General features: G+C 69.6%; 17 protein-coding genes and 3 tRNA genes. 9 read left to right on the top strand and 11 right to left on the bottom strand.

From position 1 onward, the window contains the following. The 3 genes from IE318_RS35390 to IE318_RS35380 all read right to left on the bottom strand — a co-directional run bounded on the left by IE318_RS35390 (position 1) and on the right by IE318_RS35380 (position 730). A tRNA-Gly gene (locus IE318_RS35390) sits at positions 1-72 on the bottom strand. Positions 73-153: 81 nt separating this feature from the next. After that, positions 154-225: transfer RNA gene (locus IE318_RS35385), tRNA-Gly, on the bottom strand. A 187-nt stretch (positions 226-412) separates the two neighbouring features. Then, positions 413-730, bottom strand: a complete 318-nt coding sequence (locus IE318_RS35380; RefSeq protein ID WP_028421372.1) for a histone-like nucleoid-structuring protein Lsr2 — start codon at positions 728-730, stop codon at positions 413-415. A gap of 363 nt (positions 731-1093) precedes the next feature. Between IE318_RS35380 and purS the strand changes: the two genes are divergently transcribed. From purS to purL, 3 genes are read left to right on the top strand one after another with little or no spacing between them, the layout of a single operon-like run. Beyond that, entirely contained in the window at positions 1094-1366 is a 273-nt protein-coding gene (gene purS / locus IE318_RS35375) for a phosphoribosylformylglycinamidine synthase subunit PurS (RefSeq protein WP_030183856.1), read from the top strand. Further along, a complete protein-coding gene (purQ, locus tag IE318_RS35370; RefSeq protein ID WP_189906937.1) occupies positions 1363-2043 on the top strand; it encodes a phosphoribosylformylglycinamidine synthase subunit PurQ in 681 nt (226 codons plus the stop codon). The genes purS and purQ overlap by 4 nt, the downstream gene beginning before the upstream one ends. Continuing rightward, positions 2040-4298 carry a phosphoribosylformylglycinamidine synthase subunit PurL gene (gene purL / locus IE318_RS35365; RefSeq protein ID WP_189906935.1) on the top strand — a complete coding sequence of 753 codons (2259 nt, stop codon included), beginning with the start codon at positions 2040-2042 and terminating at the stop codon, positions 4296-4298. Before purQ ends, purL begins: the two co-directional genes overlap by 4 nt. Positions 4299-4371: 73 nt before the next feature. On the opposite strand, the gene IE318_RS35360 is transcribed toward purL, so the two are convergent. From IE318_RS35360 to IE318_RS35350, 3 genes are read right to left on the bottom strand one after another with little or no spacing between them, the layout of a single operon-like run. Further along, positions 4372-4653: a type II toxin-antitoxin system RelE family toxin gene (locus tag IE318_RS35360; RefSeq protein ID WP_189906934.1), complete on the bottom strand. Its 282-nt coding sequence runs from the start codon at positions 4651-4653 to the stop codon at positions 4372-4374. A 2-nt stretch (positions 4654-4655) separates the two neighbouring features. After that, positions 4656-4937 (bottom strand): type II toxin-antitoxin system Phd/YefM family antitoxin, encoded by a 282-nt coding sequence (locus tag IE318_RS35355; protein ID WP_229903960.1) that lies wholly within the window; start codon positions 4935-4937, stop codon positions 4656-4658. Beyond that, entirely contained in the window at positions 4934-6442 is a 1509-nt protein-coding gene (locus IE318_RS35350) for an MFS transporter (RefSeq protein ID WP_189906933.1), read from the bottom strand. The genes IE318_RS35355 and IE318_RS35350 overlap by 4 nt, the downstream gene beginning before the upstream one ends. Positions 6443-6538: 96 nt before the next feature. Between IE318_RS35350 and IE318_RS35345 the strand changes: the two genes are divergently transcribed. The 4 genes from IE318_RS35345 to purM all read left to right on the top strand — a co-directional run bounded on the left by IE318_RS35345 (position 6539) and on the right by purM (position 10898). Continuing rightward, the gene (locus IE318_RS35345) at positions 6539-7177 is read left to right on the top strand and encodes a TetR/AcrR family transcriptional regulator (RefSeq protein ID WP_189906932.1); all 639 of its coding nucleotides are present in this window, start codon (positions 6539-6541) and stop codon (positions 7175-7177) included. A 10-nt stretch (positions 7178-7187) separates the two neighbouring features. Further along, positions 7188-7985, top strand: coding sequence for a maleylpyruvate isomerase family mycothiol-dependent enzyme (locus IE318_RS35340; protein ID WP_189906931.1), 798 nt, complete (start codon positions 7188-7190; stop codon positions 7983-7985). A gap of 277 nt (positions 7986-8262) precedes the next feature. Next, positions 8263-9792 (top strand): amidophosphoribosyltransferase, encoded by a 1530-nt coding sequence (gene purF, locus IE318_RS35335; protein ID WP_189906930.1) that lies wholly within the window; start codon positions 8263-8265, stop codon positions 9790-9792. A gap of 35 nt (positions 9793-9827) precedes the next feature. Further along, entirely contained in the window at positions 9828-10898 is a 1071-nt protein-coding gene (purM, locus tag IE318_RS35330) for a phosphoribosylformylglycinamidine cyclo-ligase (RefSeq protein WP_189906929.1), read from the top strand. 148 nt (positions 10899-11046) lie between these two features. Here purM and IE318_RS35325 read toward each other — a convergent pair whose 3' ends face one another. Beyond that, the gene (locus IE318_RS35325) at positions 11047-11295 is read right to left on the bottom strand and encodes a DUF3073 domain-containing protein (RefSeq protein WP_086724134.1); all 249 of its coding nucleotides are present in this window, start codon (positions 11293-11295) and stop codon (positions 11047-11049) included. Between the two features lie 318 nt (positions 11296-11613). Continuing rightward, positions 11614-12714 carry a Leu/Phe/Val dehydrogenase gene (locus IE318_RS35320; protein WP_189906928.1) on the bottom strand — a complete coding sequence of 367 codons (1101 nt, stop codon included), beginning with the start codon at positions 12712-12714 and terminating at the stop codon, positions 11614-11616. Positions 12715-12946: 232 nt separating this feature from the next. Between IE318_RS35320 and IE318_RS35315 the strand changes: the two genes are divergently transcribed. Together IE318_RS35315 and bldC are read left to right on the top strand one after the other, a co-directional pair. Further along, on the top strand, positions 12947-13816 hold the full coding sequence (locus IE318_RS35315; protein WP_030183878.1) for a DUF8083 family protein: 870 nt from the start codon (positions 12947-12949) through the stop codon (positions 13814-13816). A 542-nt stretch (positions 13817-14358) separates the two neighbouring features. Continuing rightward, complete coding sequence (gene bldC, locus IE318_RS35310) at positions 14359-14565, top strand: developmental transcriptional regulator BldC (protein ID WP_003949541.1); 207 nt, start codon at positions 14359-14361, stop codon at positions 14563-14565. 533 nt (positions 14566-15098) lie between these two features. Here bldC and IE318_RS35305 read toward each other — a convergent pair. From IE318_RS35305 to hrpA, 3 genes are all read right to left on the bottom strand, one after another. After that, positions 15099-15350: a DUF6274 family protein gene (locus IE318_RS35305; RefSeq protein WP_189906927.1), complete on the bottom strand. Its 252-nt coding sequence runs from the start codon at positions 15348-15350 to the stop codon at positions 15099-15101. Positions 15351-15759: 409 nt separating this feature from the next. Further along, a tRNA-Asp gene (locus IE318_RS35300) sits at positions 15760-15834 on the bottom strand. A gap of 101 nt (positions 15835-15935) precedes the next feature. Continuing rightward, entirely contained in the window at positions 15936-19931 is a 3996-nt protein-coding gene (gene hrpA, locus IE318_RS35295; protein ID WP_189906926.1) for an ATP-dependent RNA helicase HrpA, read from the bottom strand. Positions 19932-20047: the final 116 nt, after the last annotated feature.

The following is a 20047-nucleotide window of genomic DNA, read 5'->3' as shown; positions in this document are numbered from 1 at the left end:
GCGGACGACGAGGCTCGAACTCGCGACCTCAACCTTGGCAAGGTTGCGCTCTACCAACTGAGCTACGTCCGCATTGCCTCCGACCGGCTCCCACCGATCGGTGCGAGCACCAGCCTACCTGATCCACAAGAGTGGTCGGGACCGGCGGTGCAGAGCGGGTGACAGGAATCGCACACTGCGCCTTCCCCCTGGAAGGAGGATGTTCTGCTACTGAACTACACCCGCATGCACTCCGTGGGTCTCGGCCTTTCGGCCTCGCCCCTCGGCGCGCTCCAGACATTAGCTGATCAACAGGGGGGTTGCGCAAGTCGGCTGCGTCCAGGGCCCGCTGACGGACCCTGGGGCCTCCTCCGGAGCCCGGCCCACCCGTCGCCGCGCCCGCCCGCGCGCTGCCCCCGCCCTGCCCCGCTCGTCACTGGGCCGCGCTGAACGCCTCGTAGACCTTCTTGGGGATGCGGCCGCGCGCCGGCACGTCCATCTTGTTGGCCTGGGCCCAGGCCCGGACGGCCGCGGGGTCGGGGGCGACCTCCGTCTGCCGGTACGCCTTGCCCGACCGCGACCTCTTGCGGCCCGCCTCCACGTACGGCGCGAGCGCCTTACGCAGTTTCTTGGCATTGGCTTGGTTCAGGTCGATCTCGTAGAACTTGCCGTCGAGTCCGAAGGCGATCGTCTCCGCCGCTTCCGAGCCGTCGATGTCGTCAAAGAGAGTGACCACGACACGCTGCGCCACGAATATCGGTCCCTTCGTGCGACACCTCTGCGCCCACCTGCTCCGTCATGACCTTCGGGACATGTGGAGATGTTCGGAGATGTCGGCTGTCCGCCTGTTATCGGAAAAGTATCGGCTGTTGCCAATTCATTTGTACAGTGCCGGGCATTGCGAAGTGAAGCCCCGACTAAATCTCTCCGCGTGTCCCGGTTCAATACCGCTGTCCAGTGGGGAACGCCGAACTTTCCCAGAACTTTTCACAACACTCCCGGCCGAAGGCCGACCGTGACGGCCGTCACGTGGCTTCCTACAAGTCTACTCGCGTAGAAATTTTGTGCGGGTAGTCTGAAGGGACCTGCTCAGCACCACACACCGGGAGTGCCAGTGGCACGCGTCGTAGTCGACGTCATGCTCAAGCCGGAGATCCTCGACCCCCAGGGCCAGGCGGTGCAGCGCGCACTGCCGCGCCTGGGTTTCGACGGCATCTCCGACGTACGTCAGGGAAAGCGATTCGAACTGGAAGTGGACGGGCCTGTCGACGAGGCCGCGCTCGCCCGCATTCACGATCTTGCCGAATCCTTCCTCGCCAACACCGTGATCGAGGACTTCTCCGTGAAGGTCGAGTCCGATGACGTAGCCGCGGGGGCCGCGAAGTGACCGCTCGTATTGGCGTCGTCACTTTCCCGGGCAGTCTCGACGACCGGGACACCCAGCGCGCGATCCGCCTCGCGGGTGCCGAACCGGTCGCGCTGTGGCACAAGGACAAGGACCTCAAGCAGGTCGACGCCGTGGTGCTGCCCGGCGGTTTCTCCTATGGCGACTATCTGCGGGCCGGCGCCATCTCCCGCTTCTCGCCGGTGATGGAGACCGTCATCGAGCAGGCGAAGGCCGGACTGCCGGTTCTCGGCATCTGCAACGGCTTCCAGGTGCTCACCGAGGCCCATCTCCTCCCGGGCGCCATGCTCGGCAACGACCACCTGCACTTCATCTGCCGCGACCAGAAGCTGCGGGTGGAGAACGCCGCCACGGCCTGGACCAGCGACTACAGCGAGGGCCAGGAGATCTTCGTCCCCCTGAAGAACATGGACGGCCGGTACGTCGCCGACGAGTACACGCTCGACAAGCTGGAGGCGGAGGGCCGCGTGGTCTTCCGTTACCTGGACGTCAACCCCAACGGTTCGCTGCGGGACATCGCCGGCATCACCAACGAGGCCGGGAACGTCGTCGGCCTCATGCCGCACCCCGAGCACGCCACCGAGCCGCTGATCGGCACCGGCCGCACCGACGGCCTGCCGTTCTTCACCTCGATCCTGAAGAAGCTGGTCAACGCATGAGCAGGACGCCTCTGGACACGGTCGAGCACGCGGCCGCGACCCCCGACGTCGAGCTGCCCTGGGCCGAACTCGGCCTGAAGAAGGACGAGTACGAGCGGATCGTCGAGATCCTGGGCCGCCGCCCCACCGGCGCCGAGCTCGCCATGTACTCGGTGATGTGGTCCGAGCACTGCTCGTACAAGTCCTCCAAGATCCACCTCCGCCAGTTCGGCGAGAAGGCCCCCGAGAACGACGCGCTGCTCGTCGGCATCGGTGAGAACGCCGGTGTCGTCGACGTCGGCCAGGGCTACGCCGTCACCTTCAAGGTGGAGTCGCACAACCACCCGTCGTACGTGGAGCCCTACCAGGGCGCCGCGACCGGTGTCGGCGGCATCGTGCGCGACATCATCGCGATGGGCGCGCGCCCGGTGGCGGTGGTCGACCCGCTGCGCTTCGGCGCCGCCGACCACCCGGACACCAAGCGCGTCCTGCCGGGCGTCGTCGCCGGCATCGGCGGCTACGGCAACTGCCTGGGCCTGCCCAACATCGGCGGCGAGGTCGTCTTCGACGCCTGCTACCAGGGCAACCCGCTGGTCAACGCGGGCTGCGTCGGTGTGATGCGGCACGAGGACATCCACCTCGCCAAGGCCTCCGGCGCCGGCAACAAGGTCATCCTCTACGGCGCCCGGACCGGCGGCGACGGCATCGGCGGCGCGTCGATCCTGGCGAGCGAGACGTTCGACGACGCCAAGCCGTCCAAGCGCCCCGCCGTCCAGGTCGGCGACCCCTTCCAGGAGAAGCTCCTCATCGAGTGCACCCTGGAGGCGTTCGCCGAGAAGCTGGTCGTCGGCATCCAGGACCTGGGCGCGGCGGGCCTGTCCTGCGCCACGTCCGAGCTGGCCTCCAACGGCTCCGGCGGCATGCGCGTCACCCTGGACGACGTCCCCCTGCGCGACTCCACGCTCTCGCCCGAGGAGATCCTCATGAGCGAGTCGCAGGAGCGCATGTGCGCGGTCGTCGAGCCGGAGAAGGTCGACCGGTTCCTGGAGATCTGCGCGAAGTGGGACGTCATCGCCACCGTCATCGGTGAGGTGACCGACGGCGACCGGCTGGAGATCTTCTGGCACGGCGGCAAGATCGTCGAGGTCGACCCGCGCACGGTCGCGCACGAGGGCCCGGTCTACGAGCGCCCGTACGCCCGCCCGGAGTGGCAGGACGCCCTCCAGGCCGACGACGCGAACAAGCTGCCGCGCCCGGAGACCGCCGAGGAGCTCAAGGCGCAGGTCCTGAAGCTGGTGGCGTCGCCGAACCAGGCGTCCAAGAAGTGGATCACCCAGCAGTACGACCACTTCGTGCAGGGCAACACCGTCCTGGCCATGCCCGAGGACTCCGGCATGATCCGGATCGACGAGAAGACCGGTCTCGGCGTCGCCCTCGCCACGGACGGCAACGGCCGCTACGCCAAGCTCGACCCGTACACGGGCGCGCAGCTGGCGCTGGCCGAGGCCTACCGCAACGTGGCCACGACCGGTGCCAAGCCGCTGGCGGTCTCCGACTGTCTGAACTTCGGCTCGCCCGAGGACCCGGCGGTCATGTGGCAGTTCGTGGAGGCCGTGCGCGGTCTGGCGGACGGTTGCCAGCAGCTGGGCACCCCGGTGACCGGCGGCAATGTCTCGCTCTACAACCAGACGGGCGAGGCCGCCATCCACCCGACCCCGGTGGTCGCCGTCCTCGGTGTGATCGACGACGTGGCCCGGCGCACCCCGGTCGCCTTCCAGGAGGAGGGCCAGCTGCTCTACCTCCTCGGCGACACCCGCGAGGAGTTCGGCGGCTCGGCCTGGTCGCAGGTGGTCCACGACCACCTGGGCGGTCTGCCCCCGAAGGTGGACCTGGAGCGGGAACGCCTGCTGGCCGAGATCCTGATCTCCGCCTCCCGCGACGGCATGATCGACTCCGCGCACGACCTGTCCGACGGCGGCCTGATCCAGGCGGTCGTGGAGTCCGCCCTGCTGGGCGGCAAGGGCGCCCGTCTGGTCGTCCCCGACGGCCTGGACGCGTTCACCTTCCTGCTCTCGGAGTCGGCCGGCCGCGCGATCGTCGCCGTGCCGCGCTCGGAGGAGGTCCGCTTCAACGACATGTGCGGCGCCCGCGGCCTGCCCGTCACCCGCGTCGGTGTCGTCGACGGGGACACGGTCGAGGTCCAGGGCGAGTTCGAGCTGACGCTCGCCGAGCTGCGCGAGGCCCACGAGGCCACGATCCCCGCGCTGCTCGCCTGAGCCGACGCACCAGCCGCCGTACGACGCCGAAGGCCCCGCTCGTCGATGACGAGCGGGGCCTTCGTGTTCCGGCCTAGGGAACCTGGCGGTAGACGTCGCGGCGATTGCCGACGGTCAGGACCCACACGACGAGCTGACCGTCCTCGACGGTGTAGACGACGCGGTAATCGCCGACCCTGAGCCGCCAGCGGGCGTTGTGGCCTTGGAGGGCCTTGATGTCGAGCGCCGTCGTGTCGTCCGCGTCCATCGCCTTCTGGAGCTCGGTGAGGCGATACAGGACACGCAGGGCGTCCGGGCGCGGGATCTTGAGCATGTCCCGCTGGGCGTGTGGCGTGAAGCGTGTGACGTATCCCATGGTCAGCCCTGACGGTCGCGCAGCAACGCGGCCATCTCTTCGAGGGAGACAGATCCTTCCGTCCCCTCGGACTCGGCTTCGTCAGCCAGTCCGTTCAGCCATGCGTCCTCGGCGTCTTCAGCGATCCGGCGCAGGCGCTCGTACTCCTGGATATCGATCACAACGGCCTCCTGCTTGCCGCGCCGCGTGATGATCGTCGGGGTGTCCTCTCGGCGAGCACGATCGATGACGTCGGCGAGGTGGCCGCGCACCTCGGCCATTGATTCAATCACTGGCTCACTCATGTCATGAATGTAGCAGATGTACATGTATTGGCCGGCATGGAGTCCCGGTGGAGTGCGGTCGCGGCCGACGGGCGGGGCCTGGGCAGGCGGAGCGCCAGCAGGGCGGCAAGGGCCATCAGCGCGGCCCCGCCCCAGAACACCACCTGGGTGGCGTCGACGAAGGCGTGGACGCCGTCGGTGCGGGCCGTGCCGGTCAGTGCCGTCAGGGCGGTGACGTCGCCGCCGGGGCCGTGGGTGGCGTACAGGCGGGTCAGGACGGTGCCGAAGACGGCCGTGCCCAGGGCGTTGCCGAGAGTCTGGAAGAAGCGGATGCCGGTGGTGGCGACGCCGAGCTGGTGGCGCGGGGCGGCGTCCTGGACCAGCAGGATCAGCTGGCCGACGAGCTGACCGAACCCGGCGCCGGCCAGCAGGAGTTCGCCGCGGACCAGCCACAGGGACGTGTGGGGACCGATGGTCGTGGCGAGCAGGACGAAGGCGAGCGCGGTGGTGGCGGTGCCGCTGACGGTGAAGGTGCGCGCCGACCAGCCGCGAGCGGAGAGCGGGCCGGTGAGCGAGCCGGACAGGGTCAGGCCGAGCGTCATCGGGACCAGGTAGAGGCCCGCCGAGGAGCTGGTGACACCGCGCGTGACCTGCAAGTAGATGAGGACGTAGTAGATCGCGCACATCATCGCGCCGCCCGTGATCGCCTGGACGGCGAAGCCCAGGCGCAGCTCGGGGACCCGGAACAGGGAGAGCGGGAGCACCGGTTCGGGCGCGCGCAGCTGCCGCCACAGGAACAGGGCGAGCGCCACGGCGGCCGCCAGGGCGAGACCGAGCACGACCGGCGACGACCAGGCGTACCGCTTGCCGCCCCAGTCCGTCACCAGCAGCAGCGCGCTGGAGAAGGCCGCCGCGAGCGCGGCTCCCGCGTAGTCGATCGGGCGGCGCACAGGGCGCTCGGGGAGTTGCAGGGCGAGGGCGGCGGCGGTGAGGACGGCCAGGCCGACCGGCAGGTTGACGTAGAAGATCCAGCGCCAGTTCGCGTGGTCTGCCAGCAGGCCGCCGATCCAGGGGCCGATCGCCATGGCTCCGCCGGCGACGAGTCCGCCGATGTTGGTGCCCTTGCCCTTCTTCTCCCCGGGTCCCTTGAGGTGGGCGATCACCACCATGGTCACGCTCATGAGCCCGCCCCCGCCCAGGCCCTGGAGTGCGCGGGCGGCGATCAGCTCGCCCATGGACCGCGCGGCCCCGCACAGCGCGGAGCCCACCAGGAAGGTGGCGATCGCGCCGGTGAACACCCGCTTGGGGCCGAGGACGTCGCACAGTTTCCCGTACAGCGGCAGCATCGCCGCCGACGCCAGCGCGTAGGCGCTGACCAGCCACGGGATCTTGTCGATGCCGTGCTCGGGGTCGAGGTCGCGGACGATCGGGACGGTGGCCGCGGAGACGATCTGCAGATCCAGCAGGGCCAGCACGATCGTGACGAGGCAGACGACGAAGCCGACTTTGCGTTGGGTCTCGGTCATGCCGCCCACCATGCCCGAAGAATCTGTACTCGGTCAATCTTTCATCCGAGAAAATCATTGTGCTCGGCCAAAATATCGTCTTGGTACAGTGTGGCCATGGCCGAGGCGATGGGACTGCGCGAGCGCAAGAAGCAGCAGACGGCGATGCGCATCTACCGGGCGGCGGTCGCGCTCTTCGCCGAGCACGGCTTCGACGAGGTGTCCGTGCAGCAGATCGCGGACGCGGCCGAGGTCTCGAAGATGACCGTCTTCAACTACTTCGGCTCCAAGGAGGACCTGGTCTTCCGCCCGATGGAGGAGCACTTCGCCGACGCGGCCAGGGCGGTGCGCGAGCGCGGGCCGGGCGAGTCGGCGGTGGACGCCGTCCGCCGGCAGTTCCTCGAACTCGTCGAGACGCGGGACCCGTCCGTCGGCCTGCACGGCGAGCCGTTCACCCGCCAGGTGCGCCGGATCGTCGTGGAGACGCCGGTGCTGATGGAGCGCGCCTTCGTCGCCGCCCAGAAGGGCACCCGGGAGCTGGCCGCGATCCTGGCGGAGGAGACCGGCGACATGATGCTCGCGACGGTCGCGGCCGCCATGCTCAGCGCCGCCCGCAACGCCCTCATCGAGGAGAACCACCGCCGCCTCGACTCCGGCGAGACCCCCGACGCGGTCGCCGCCGACGCCGCGGAACGCGCCCACGAGGCCTTCGCCCTGGTCGAAAAGGGCCTGAAGGGCTACGGCGTCAGGGCGTAGGCTCGCCGCCATGCCCCCGGCCAAGAAGCGCACCCGGACCTACGACCCCGCCCGGACCCGCACGGCGGTCCTCGCCCAGCTGGGCAACGTACGGCAGGCCGTGCGCACCCTGACGCCCGAGCAGCTCGGTCTTCCCACGCGGCTGCCGGGCTGGACGGTGCGGGAGCTGGTCGCGCACATCGGCATGGCCGTCACGGCCGTCGGCCGGTCCCTCGACCGCCCCGAGCCGGCCCGGCAGGACGCCGTGCTGCTCGACTGGCCGTTCGCGACCTCCGCCAACTCCTCGGCCATCGACGACTTCACGCGGCGGCTCGCCGGGGACCACCCCGACCTGGACGCCTACCTCGCGGACGTCGAGCAGGGTCTGACCGGGCAGCTCGACGCGTACCCCGGCACCCGGCTGCTGGCCACCAACGCCGGCGCCCTGCCGCTCGCCGACTACCTCGTCACCCGCACCGTCGAACTCGTCGTCCACACCGACGACCTCAACGCCGCCGTGCCCGGCCTGGACGTCCCCCATGACCGCCAGGCCCTGGCCGCCGCCACGCGGCTCCTGGCCGACGCGCTCGCGGTCAAGGCGCCCGGCGGGTCGACCGAGGTGCGCATCCCGCCGTTCGCCGTCGTGCAGTGCGTCGAGGGCCCCCGCCACACCCGCGGCACCCCGCCCAACGTCGTCGAGACCGACCCCCTGACCTGGATCCGCCTCGCCACCGGCCGCACGGCATGGCACGACGCCCTCCGGGACGCCGAGCTCAGCGCCGGTGGCGACCGAGCCGACCTCTCGGGGCTGCTGCCGCTCATGGCGTGAGCCGGACCCCGGGGGCCGGGTGCGGTTCGTGCGCGGTCCAGGTGCGGTCCGGGGGCGCCTCCGCCGCCCGAATGGTGTGCGACACCTCACTCATGTCCATCGCGGCAGGGGCCTCCGGGGCGCGGTGGCGGCGCGGATGCCTCCCGTCATCGCGCCTGTAGCGCGCCGTTGACCTGCGCAAACGTGGAAAGTGAGTCGTCTGCGGCATGCAGGTGATCCACTTTCGCCGCGCATCCCCAATTCGGACCAGTGGTCGACCTCGCCTACACTCGGTGGCGTGCCACGTGGTGACGGTCGACTCAATCACGATCTGCTCCCCGGTGAGAAAGGCCCCCAGGACGCATGCGGCGTCTTCGGTGTCTGGGCTCCGGGCGAAGAGGTCTCAAAGCTCACGTACTTCGGGCTCTACGCCCTCCAGCATCGGGGTCAGGAATCCGCGGGAATCGCGGTCAGCAACGGCTCCCAGATCCTCGTCTTCAAGGACATGGGCCTGGTCTCCCAGGTCTTCGACGAGACCTCGCTCGGTTCGCTCCAGGGTCACATCGCGGTCGGTCACGCCCGCTACTCGACCACCGGCGCCTCCGTGTGGGAGAACGCCCAGCCGACGTTCCGCGCCACCGCGCACGGTTCCATCGCGCTCGGCCACAACGGCAACCTGGTCAACACGGCGCAGCTCGCCGAGATGGTCGCCGAACTGCCCAAGGACACCAACGGCCGCTCGGCCCGCGTCGCGGCCACCAACGACACCGACCTGCTGACGGCCCTGCTGGCCGCCCAGGTCGACGAGGACGGCAAGCCGCTGACCATCGAGCAGGCGGCCCACACCGTCCTGCCCCAGGTCAAGGGCGCCTTCAGCCTCGTCTTCATGGACGAGCACACCCTGTACGCGGCCCGTGACCCACAGGGCATCCGCCCGCTGGTCCTCGGCCGGCTGGAGCGCGGCTGGGTCGTCGCCTCCGAGTCCGCCGCCCTCGACATCTGCGGCGCCAGCTTCGTCCGCGAGATCGAGCCGGGCGAGTTCGTGGCCATCGACGAGAACGGCCTGCGCACCTCCCGATTCGCGGAAGCGAAGCCCAAGGGCTGCGTCTTCGAGTACGTCTACCTGGCCCGCCCCGACACCGACATCGCCGGCCGGAACGTCTATCTCTCCCGCGTGGAGATGGGCCGCCGTCTCGCCAAGGAGTCCCCGGTCGAGGCCGACCTGGTGATAGCGACCCCGGAGTCCGGCACCCCCGCCGCCATCGGCTACGCGGAGGCCTCCGGCATCCCCTTCGGCGCGGGTCTGGTGAAGAACGCCTACGTCGGCCGGACCTTCATCCAGCCCTCGCAGACCATCCGCCAGCTCGGGATCCGGCTGAAGCTGAACCCGCTGAAGGAAGTCATCAAGGGCAAGCGCCTGGTCGTCGTCGACGACTCGATCGTCCGCGGCAACACCCAGCGGGCCCTGGTGCGGATGCTGCGCGAGGCCGGGGCGGCCGAGGTGCACATCCGGATCTCCTCGCCGCCCGTGAAGTGGCCGTGCTTCTTCGGCATCGACTTCGCCACCCGCGCCGAGCTCATCGCCAACGGCATGACCATCGACGAGATCGGCACCTCGCTGGGCGCCGACTCGCTGGCGTACATCTCCCTGGACGGCATGATCGAGGCGACCACCATCGCCAAGCCGAACCTGTGCCGCGCCTGCTTCGACGGCGAGTACCCGATGGAGCTGCCCGACCCGGAGCTGCTCGGCAAGCAGCTGCTGGAGACCGAGCTGGCGGCCGGTCCCGCCGCCACGGCGGCCACCGACGCCATCCGTCGCCCGTAAGCCTCGTAGAAAACCAACCCGAAAGATCCCAGGCAATGTCTGAGAGCCGTTCCGCCGGTGCTTCCTACGCGGCTGCCGGAGTCGACATCGAGGCGGGCGACCGCGCGGTCGAGCTGATGAAGGAGTGGGTGAAGAAGACGCAGCGCCCCGAGGTCCTCGGCGGCCTCGGCGGCTTCGCCGGCCTCTTCGACGCCTCCGCCCTCAAGCGCTACGAGCGTCCCCTGCTCGCCTCCGCCACCGACGGCGTCGGCACCAAGGTCGACATCGCCCGGCAGCTGGGCGTCTACGACACCATCGGCCACGACCTGGTCGCCATGGTGATGGACGACATCGTGGTGTGCGGTGCCGAGCCGCTGTTCATGACCGACTACATCTGCGTCGGCAAGGTCCACCCCGAGCGGGTCGCCGCCATCGTCAAGGGCATCGCGGAGGGCTGTGTGCTCGCCGGCTGCGCCCTTGTGGGCGGCGAGACGGCCGAACACCCCGGGCTGCTCGGTGAGGACGACTTCGACGTCGCCGGCGCCGGTACGGGCGTCGTGGAGGCCGACCGGCTGCTCGGCGCCGACCGCATCCGCACGGGTGACGCGGTGATCGCCATGGCGTCCTCCGGCCTTCACTCCAACGGGTACTCCCTGGTCCGGCACGTGCTGCTGAACCAGGCCGGACTGTCCCTTGACGCGCATGTCGAGGACTTCGGCCGCACCCTGGGCGAGGAGCTGCTGGAGCCGACCAAGATCTACTCGCTGGACTGTCTGGCGCTGATGCGCACCACCGAGGTGCACGCCTTCAGCCACGTCACCGGCGGAGGGCTCGCCGCCAACCTGGCCCGGGTGATCCCGGACACACTGCACGCCGTGGTCGACCGCGCCACCTGGACCCCGTCCCCGGTCTTCGAGCTGGTCGGCAGGACCGGCGAGGTCGAGCGGCTGGAGCTGGAGAAGACCCTCAACATGGGCGTGGGCATGATCGCGATCGTGCCGCAGGAGTCGACCGACGCGGCCCTCGCCACCCTGGCCGACCGCGGGGTCGACGCCTGGGTGGCCGGCGAGATCACCGACCGTGGCGAGCACACCACCGGGGCCGCCCTGGTGGGCGACTACGCCTGATCCACATGATCACCTGGCGATCACGGGGTGACCGCCAGGTGATCAACGGGTGACGACAGCACGAAACCCGGTCCGGCGCTGAAAGCACCGGACCGGGTGAAGTGCGGAACCTACGACACGCGTTGGTACTGCAGAGCTGCTGCGGGCGTCAGGCGCCGCGACGGTGTTGCGAGGAGTCGTCCTGCTCGTCCTCGTCGTCGTCCTCGTAGAGGTCGGCGTACCGTGCATACAGGTCGTCGTCGTGCTCATCGTCCTCGAAGCGGTCACCGTTCGGTGACTGGTTCGACGTCGATGCGCCCAGCTCCTCGGCCAGGCGTGAGAGGTCCGTCCCACCGCTGTTGTACTTCAGCTGGCGGGCGACCTTCGTCTGCTTGGCCTTGGCCCGGCCGCGCCCCATGGCTCGACCCCCTCAACGACGGGGCTCAACGGCCCCAGAGTCTGACACGCGTTCATGATCCGGAACGGGCTCTCCACAGAGAGACCGGTCCGTAGGGCTTCCACGGTACCTGAGCCCGCGCCCATACGGTACGTCGCCCGCAGGAAGCGCGTGTGCGCAGAACCTTCGAGGCGCCCCGTCCTCGCTGGTCAGTGGCGATTTTAACCAGTTCCTGCCGGACGACCCGCCGGTGGAAGTGAGAGTTCTCTCCAACTGCCCACCGGCAGGTACCGTCAAGAGCGGGGCATGCCCGGCGTCACCACGCGTACGCGCTCCGTGTCACCGGGTCCGCGCGGCGCGCGCCTCCGCCATCCGCTGCTCGGCGATCCGGTCGGCCGCGGCGGCCGGCGGAATCCCGTCATCCTTCGCACGTGCGAATATGGCCAGCGTGGTGTCGAAGATCTTCGCGGCCTTCGCCTTGCACCGGTCGAAGTCGAAGCCGTGCAGCTCGTCGGCGACCTGGATGACACCGCCCGCGTTGACCACGTAGTCCGGCGCGTAGAGGATCCCGCGGTCGGCGAGGTCCTTCTCCACCCCCGGGTGGGCGAGCTGGTTGTTGGCGGCGCCGCACACCACCTTGGCGGTCAGCACCGGCACGGAGTCGTCGTTCAGGGCGCCGCCGAGCGCGCAGGGGGCGTAGATGTCCAGGCCCTCGGTGCGGATCAGCGCGTCGGTGTCGGCGACGGCCGTGACACCGGTCGGGTACTGCTCGAGGATCGCCCGTACGGACTCCTCGCGCACGTCCGTGATGACGACCTCGGCGCCGTCCTTGCGTAGGTGCTCCACCAGATGGCGGCCCACCTTGCCGACGCCGGCGATGCCGACCCTGCGGCCGCGGAGCGTGGGATCACCCCACAGGTGCTGGGCCGAGGCCCGCATGCCCTGGAAGACGCCGAAGGCGGTCAGCACGGAGGAGTCGCCCGCACCGCCGTTCTCCGGGGAGCGGCCGGTGGTCCAGCGGCACTCGCGCGCCACGACGTCCATGTCGGCCACGTACGTGCCGACGTCGCAGGCCGTGACGTAGCGCCCGCCGAGCGCGGCGACGAACCGGCCGTAGGCGAGCAGCAGCTCCTCGGACTTGATCTGCTCCGGGTTGCCGATGATCACGGCCTTGCCGCCGCCGTGGTCGAGACCGGCCATGGCGTTCTTGTACGACATGCCGCGGGCGAGGTTCAGCGCGTCGGCGACGGCCTCGGCCTCGCTGGCGTACGGGTAGAAGCGGGTACCGCCGAGCGCGGGGCCCAGGGCGGTGGAGTGGATGGCGATGACGGCCTTGAGGCCGCTGGCGCGGTCCTGGCAGAGCACGACTTGTTCGTGTCCTCCCTGCTCCGAGCGGAACAGGGTCTGCAGTACGTCGGACGCGCCGGTTACGTCGGTCACGGTGGTGACTCCCAGGTAAGTAGCGGCGAGTGGGGTCGGGCTCCCGTAGGGGTGGCGGGGGCCGTGGCGGAAGATTAGACCCTGATCACCTCCGCGGCGGGCCCAGTGGTCGGGATCACCCTCCCTCGGAGTAGCGTGCCACCCGCGCGTGGGACGATTTGCAGTGGTTTTCCGTCCGTCCGGGCGCGGGCCGTGCGGGTTTCGCCTCCGGTCCGCTGGGGAGGGAGCAGGCGTGCCCAAGGTGTCCTCCGTGGTCGTTCCGTACGCGACCTACTTGCGCGTCTACGAGCCGCTGGCCGCCTTCCCGGAGCCGGAGCGCAGCCACTGGGCGCGCTACGCCCGCCGCCCCGACCGCCCCTCCTACCAGGACGAACTGCGCCGCTCGCTGGCCGACCTGCTGCCCACCCCGCCGGTGGCCGTGCCGGTGCACGAGAGCCGGGACGCGTTCGTGCTCGACGTCGACGGGGTGGTCTGCGTCTGCCCCTGGCGCACCCGGCTGCGCGGCTGGCAGGCCCTGGGCGATCTCGCCGAGGAACTGCCCGCGGTGGTCCTGGACGCGGTGCTGCCCCCGCTCGTACGGCGCCAGGCCACCCAGGACTACGAGCGCTGGCTGGCGGACAACCCGGACGCCCGGCCCTGGATCCGCACGGCGACCTGGCAGGTGCCGCTGAACTGGTTCGTGCTGTTCTCCGACGAGGAGCGGGAGTACGTCAAGGGCGCGGGCGGGCCCGAGGCCGCCGGGGGATGCCCGGGCGACGCGCCGCTGCTGCGCTACCGGACGCCGATGGTGCAGGCCCGGCGGCGGGTGGCGCGGGGGCTGCGGGCGCTGCGGGACGCCATCGACGAGAGCCCGCTGATCGACGGGCTGGTCGACGTGGGCCGCTGGCTGGAGGAGTTCCATCCGCGATCACTGGTGGAGCTGGACTACGGCGGCCTGGTGCACGCGCTGCCGGCCGGCGACCTGGAGGGCGATCACTCGGCGGCCGACGTGGCCGAGGGGATCGAGGCGCTGCGCCTGGGCGACGGGGTGGCCGCGGGCGAGGCGTACGCGCGGCTCGTGGAGCGCTGGCGGGCGGTGCGCGACCTGCGGTCGGCGAACTGATCCCAGCTCGTCCGCACCCGGAGTGACCTGGATCACGGCTCGAACATCGTCGAACAGCGTACGGTCAGGGGCATTTGAGGGAGCTGACGGGACGTAGGCCCCGATCCGGGCGTTTGTCCCAAGGGTGACGGACAGCACTTACACGACCCTTGCTCTAGTTGCCCCTCCTCGTGCCAAAATAGGACAAGGAGTTCGGGGAGTGCTCCGTCCGTCCAACTATGCTCCGGCATGGGCGGAATCTCCGCATTGCATGCTTTGGGGGGTCTGGTGACTTCCTGATTGTCCTGTGACTGATCGTCACAGTGGTGTGACTGTCCGTTATGGCATGGTCCATCGGCTTCCGTCGGTGATGAACACCTGGGAGGGCAATTCCATCGGTTTGGCCGACGCGGCTGGACAGATGGTGTAGTTGTAGTGCCGAGGACAAGCCGTTCGTCCTATAACCGACTCGACTCGCGTCCGCCATTTCGGGCAACGCGGGTCAAGGTGCAGAATTTAGAGGAAAGAACCGAGAAGGTTCGGTTCTCCCGAGGAGGCCGCTCATGACCGCTCGCACCCCTGATGCCGAGCCGCTGCTGACCCCGGCTGAGGTCGCCACGATGTTCCGCGTCGACCCGAAGACGGTCACGCGGTGGGCGAAGGCCGGGAAGCTTACGTCGATCCGCACGCTCGGCGGGCACCGCCGCTACCGCGAGGCCGAAGTCCGCGCTCTGCTCGCGGGCATCCCGCAGCAGCGCAGCGAGGCCTGAACAACTCCATAACCGGGCAAACCGGCTGGTTCCCCCACTGGCTGTCATGTCCGGACCCATAGCTCCAAGCGACGCGGGTCCTGCCCCAACAGGTCCCACGCCCAAGCCGTCAGAGCTCTTCAGGCAATGCAACGGGTGCGTCGTAGATCGCGCTGGACTCCGCCGGGTCCAGCGCGATCTTTTTTGTGCGCTCGACGGGGGTCGGGTGCCACATGTGTGAGCGGCCTTGTCGGAGGTTGGGGAGGGGCGTCGGATCCCTGGTGGAGCCCCCCGCCGGAGCCGCGCCGGCTCTTCCCGAGAGCCTCACTGGGCAGTGCAATTGCACATATTAAATCGACCCCTTGTAGGAGGGGTGTAAGTACCGCGCTTTCCAAAACTCATGCGGTGACACCCGTCACATGGCAGGACGCTTGTTGCGCGCCGCCTCCGTGCGCTAGAGGAGGTTCCAGTTCCACCGGCCCACGCAGGCACGGGAGTTCGGGCCGGAACCGGCCGTTCGTGCGCCGGTTCACCTGAGCTCGTCCAGCGGGCGCTCACGCGGTCGAGGGCTGCTCGTCCTCCCACACCGCCTCCAGGACCTCCAGCGCCTCCTCCGGGGCGCCTTGGGTCGCGTCGGGGGCGTCCGGGGCGGTCCGGGGGGAACTCGCAAGGGGAGAGCTGTCCATCGCCAGCTGCAGGAGGTGACGGCAGACGGAGCAGTGGCGGGTGAGATGGCGGTACGACGAGGCGGCCGCGAGGTGCGCACGGAGCAGCGCCCGTGTCTCGTGCCTGGCCGATGCCGCCATACGCCACCTCCAGTGGGCCGCACGGCAACGGCGGCCCTGCTTTCTGGGGTACCGAGGGAATGTGACGCCGTCAAGGCCACACAGCACACGAAGGCTCAGACCGGCCGGCTGGGGTGAGGGGCGTGCGGTTGCTGCCCCCTTGACGGGGCTGGGGGTGGCCAGGTGCGCATTGGCCTGGACGGGTTGGGGGTGGCCAGGTGGCCGTCGGTCTGGACGGGTTGGGGGTGCAGGTCCGGTCGGCCTGGGCGCGTAGGGCGTGCGGGGTGGGGCGCGCGGGTGCCGTCGGTCTGGGCGGGTTGGGGGCAGCGGTGTGCCGCTGACAGGGGGGAGGACGTGCCGGCGCTCTCCGCGTCGAGAGGGCGACGCACGAAGAAGGCCCGCATCCACTGCCGGATGCGGGCCTTTGTTGCGGTCCTGACGGGATTTGAACCCGCGGCCTCCACCTTGACAGGGTGGCGAGCACTCCAAACTGCTCCACAGGACCAGGTTTCGCGGCGCCATTCGTGCGTTGCGCTGCGAGAAGAGACTGTACAGGAGGTGGGGCGCCTGGTCGAACTCACTTAGCGTGCAGGCGCCGTCACCACCTCACGACCGGGACGGGACCGCCGCGTCGATCGCCTTCACGATCCGCTTGTCCGACACCGGGTACGCCGTGCCCAGCGCGTGGGCGAAGTAGCTGACCCGCAGCTCCTCGATCATCCAGCGGATGTCCTGCACCTGCTGCGGCACCGGGCGCCCCTGCGGCATCTGCTCCAGCAGCCACGCGTACTCGTCCCGCATCTCCCGGACCTTCTCCATGCGCGTGGTGTCCCGCTGGACGTTCGTCGGCATCTGCTGCAACCGCCGGTCCGCGGCCACCAGGTAGCGCATCAGGTCGGGCAGCCGCCGTATCCCCGCCTCCGTGACGAAGCCGGGCTTCACCAGGGCGTCCAGCTGCTGCCGTACGTCCGCCAGGTTCGGCAGCAGCGCGGGGCTGCGTACGGCCTTCAGCCGGCGCTCACACGCCTGCCAGGCGGCCAGCACCTGCTGCACCTGGCCCACGGTCCGCACGGTCAGGTCCACGATCTCGGCGCGCACCCGGTCGTAGAGCTTCCGGTACGACTCCTCGTCCCACGCCGGTCCCCCGAACTCCGCGATCAGCCGGTCCGCCGCCGCCGTCGCGCAGTCGTCGAAGAGGGCCTGGATCGAACCGTGCGGGTTCGCCGACAGGCCCAGCTTCTGCTGGTTGGTCAGCTTCTCGGACGCGAACTTCGCGGGGTTGACCGGGATGTTGCGCAGGATCAGCCGCCGCGTGCCCTTCCACATCGCCTCGGTCTGCTCCGCCTCGGTGTCGAAGAGCCGTACGGAGACGGTGTCCGCCGTCGGCCCGTCGTCGACGAGCGCGGGGTAGGCCTTCACCGGCTGGCCGGCCCGGCGGGTCTCGAAGACCCGGGTGAGCGAGCCGATCGTCCAGTCCGTCAGCCCCGTGCGCTCCAGCGACTCGCCGCCGGTGCGCTCCGCGGTCGCCGCCGCGGCCTGGGAGAGGGCCTTGCGCGCCTTCGGCTTCAGCTTGAGCTTCAGGGCTTCGAGGTCCTTGTCCTCGGCCAGCTTGCGGCGCCGCTCGTCGATGACCCGGAAGGTGATCTTCAGATGGTCGGGGACCTTGGACCAGTCGAAGTCCTCGGCCTCGAACGGCACGCCGACCATGCGCTTCAGCTCGCGCGCCATGGTGGTGGTGAGGGGCTCCTGGAGGGGTACGGCGGTGTCCAGGAACCGCTTCGCGTAGTTCGGCGCCGGCACGTAGTTGCGGCGGATCGGCTTGGGCAGCGAGCGGATCAGCTCGGTGACGACCTCCTCGCGCAGGCCAGGGATCTGCCAGTCGAAGCCCTCGTCGGTGACCTGGTTGAGCACCTGGAGCGGGATGTGGACGGTCACGCCGTCGGCGTCCGCCCCCGGCTCGAACTGGTACGTCACCCGGAACTTCAGGTTGCCCTGCCGCCACGAGTCCGGATAGTCCGCCTTGGTGACCGCCTCCGCCGACTCCCGGATGAGCATCTCCCGCTCGAAGTCCAGGAAGTCGGGCTGCTCGTGCCGCTTGCGCTTCCACCAGGAGTCGAAGTGGGCACCGGAGACCACGTGTTCGGGCACCCGCTGGTCGTAGAAGTCGAACAGCGTCTCGTCGTCGACGACGATGTCCCGGCGCCGGGCACGGTGCTCCAGTTCCTCGACCTCGCTCAGCAGCTTGCGGTTGTCGGCGAAGAACTTGTGGTGCGTGCGCCAGTCGCCCTCGACCAGCGCGTTGCGGATGAAAAGCTCCCGGCTGACCTCGGGGTCGATCCGGCCGTAGTTCACCTTCCGCTGCGCGACGATCGGCACGCCGTACAGCGTGACCTTCTCGTACGCCATCACCGCCGCCTGGTCCTTCTCCCAGTGCGGTTCGCTGTACGTCCGCTTCAGCAGATGGCCGGCCAGCGGCTCGACCCACTCGGGCTCGATCTTCGCGTTGACCCGCGCCCACAGCCGCGAGGTCTCCACCAGCTCCGCGGACATCACGAACCGCGGCGGCTTCTTGAACAGCGCCGAGCCGGGGAAGATGGCGAACTTGGCGTTGCGGGCACCCAGGTACTCGCCCCGGCCGCCGTCCCGGCGCGCGCCCGGACCCGAGTCCTTGGACTCCTTCACGTCCTTCATGCCGATGTGCGAGAGCAGACCGGCGAGCAGCGAGATGTGGACGCGGTCGCTCGGGGCGTCCTGGTCGTTGAGATGGATGCCCATCTGCTTGGCGACCGTGCGCAGCTGGGTGTAGATGTCCTGCCATTCGCGAATGCGCAGGAAGTTGAGGAACTCCTGCTTGCACATGCGCCGGAAGGAACTGGACCCCCGCTCCTTCTGCTGCTCGCGGACGTAGCGCCAGAGGTTGAGGAAGGCGAGGAAGTCGCTGCTCTCGTCGCGGAACCGGGCGTGCTGCTGGTCGGCCTGGGTCTGCTTGTCGGAGGGGCGCTCGCGCGGGTCCTGGATGGACAGCGCGGCCGCGATCACCATCACCTCGCGCACGCAGCCGTTCCGGTCGGCCTCCAGCACCATCCGGGCCAGCCGGGGGTCGACGGGCAGCTGGGCGAGCTTGCGGCCGGTCTCGGTGAGCCGCTTGCGCGGGTCCTTCTGCGCCGGGTCGAGCGCGCCCAGCTCCTGCAGCAACTGCACGCCGTCGCGGATGTTGCGGTGGTCCGGCGGGTCGATGAAGGGGAACTTCTCGATGTCCCCGAGGCCGGCCGCGGTCATCTGGAGGATGACGGACGCCAGGTTGGTGCGCAGGATCTCGGCGTCGGTGAACTCCGGCCGGGCGAGGAAGTCGTCCTCGCTGTAGAGCCGGATGCAGATGCCGTCGGAGGTACGTCCGCAGCGTCCCTTGCGCTGGTTGGCGCTGGCCTGCGAGATCGCCTCGATGGGCAGCCGCTGCACCTTGGTGCGGTGGCTGTAGCGGGAGATCCGCGCGAAGCCGGGGTCGATGACGTACTTGATGCCCGGCACGGTCAGGGAGGTCTCGGCGACGTTGGTCGCCAGCACGATCCTGCGGCCGGAGTGCGGCTGGAAGACCCGGTGCTGCTCGGCATGGGAGAGCCGCGCGTACAGCGGCAGCACCTCGGTGAACCTGTACTGCTTCTTGTTGAGCGCGTCGGCGGTGTCGCGGATCTCCCGCTCGCCGGAGAGGAAGACGAGGATGTCCCCGGACCCCTCGGCCATCAGCTCCTCGACGGCATCGGTGATCGCGGTGATCTGGTCCCGGTCGGCGTCGTCGGAGTCCTCTTCCAGCAGCGGCCGGTAGCGCACCTCCACCGGGTAGGTCCGCCCGCTCACCTCGATGATCGGCGCGTCGCCGAAGTGCCGGGAGAAACGCTCGGGGTCGATGGTGGCCGAGGTGATGACGACCTTGAGGTCCGGCCGCCTGGGCAGCAGCTGGGCCAGATAGCCGAGGAGGAAGTCGATGTTGAGCGACCGCTCGTGCGCCTCGTCGATGATGATCGTGTCGTAGGCACGCAGCTCGCGGTCGGTCTGGATCTCGGCGAGCAGGATGCCGTCCGTCATCAGCTTGATGAAGGTGGCGTCCGGATCGACCTGGTCGGTGAAGCGCACCTTCCAGCCGACGGCCTCGCCCAGCGGCGTGTCCAGCTCCTCGGCCACACGCTCGGCGACGGTCCGGGCCGCGATCCGGCGGGGCTGGGTGTGCCCGATCATGCCGCGCACGCCCCGGCCCAGCTCCATGCAGATCTTCGGGATCTGCGTGGTCTTCCCGGAACCGGTCTCACCGGCGACGATGACGACCTGGTGATCGCGGATGGCGTCGGCGATCGTGTCCTTCTTCTGGCTGACGGGCAGCTGCTCGGGGTAGCTGACGGCGGGCACGCGGGAGCGCCGGGCGGCCATGCGTGCCTCGGTCTTCCCGATCTCCGCCTCGATCTCGGTGAGGACGGCGGCACGGGCCTCCGGCGTGCGGATCTTGCGCGCGCCCTCGAGCCTGCGCCCGAGCCGGTGCGCATCGCGCAGCGACAGCTCGGTCAGACGGGAGGCGAGGGCGCCCAGGGCGGGGGCGGGATGCGTAGACATACGCGATCCAGGATCTCACCTCGGGGAAATCGCGCGCGAATGATTTGACCGCGGCATCCGATGGACCGTACCCGGACCGTCTCGGCTGGCTCTGTCCCGCCAGAGCGGCCCTCTCG

This window comes from Streptomyces spiralis, from assembly GCF_014654675.1.
In the GTDB taxonomy this organism is placed as follows: Bacteria; Actinomycetota; Actinomycetes; order Streptomycetales; family Streptomycetaceae; genus Streptomyces; species Streptomyces spiralis.
Note: the sequence above shows the minus strand (reverse complement) of the source record. Positions and strands in the feature narration are given on the sequence as shown.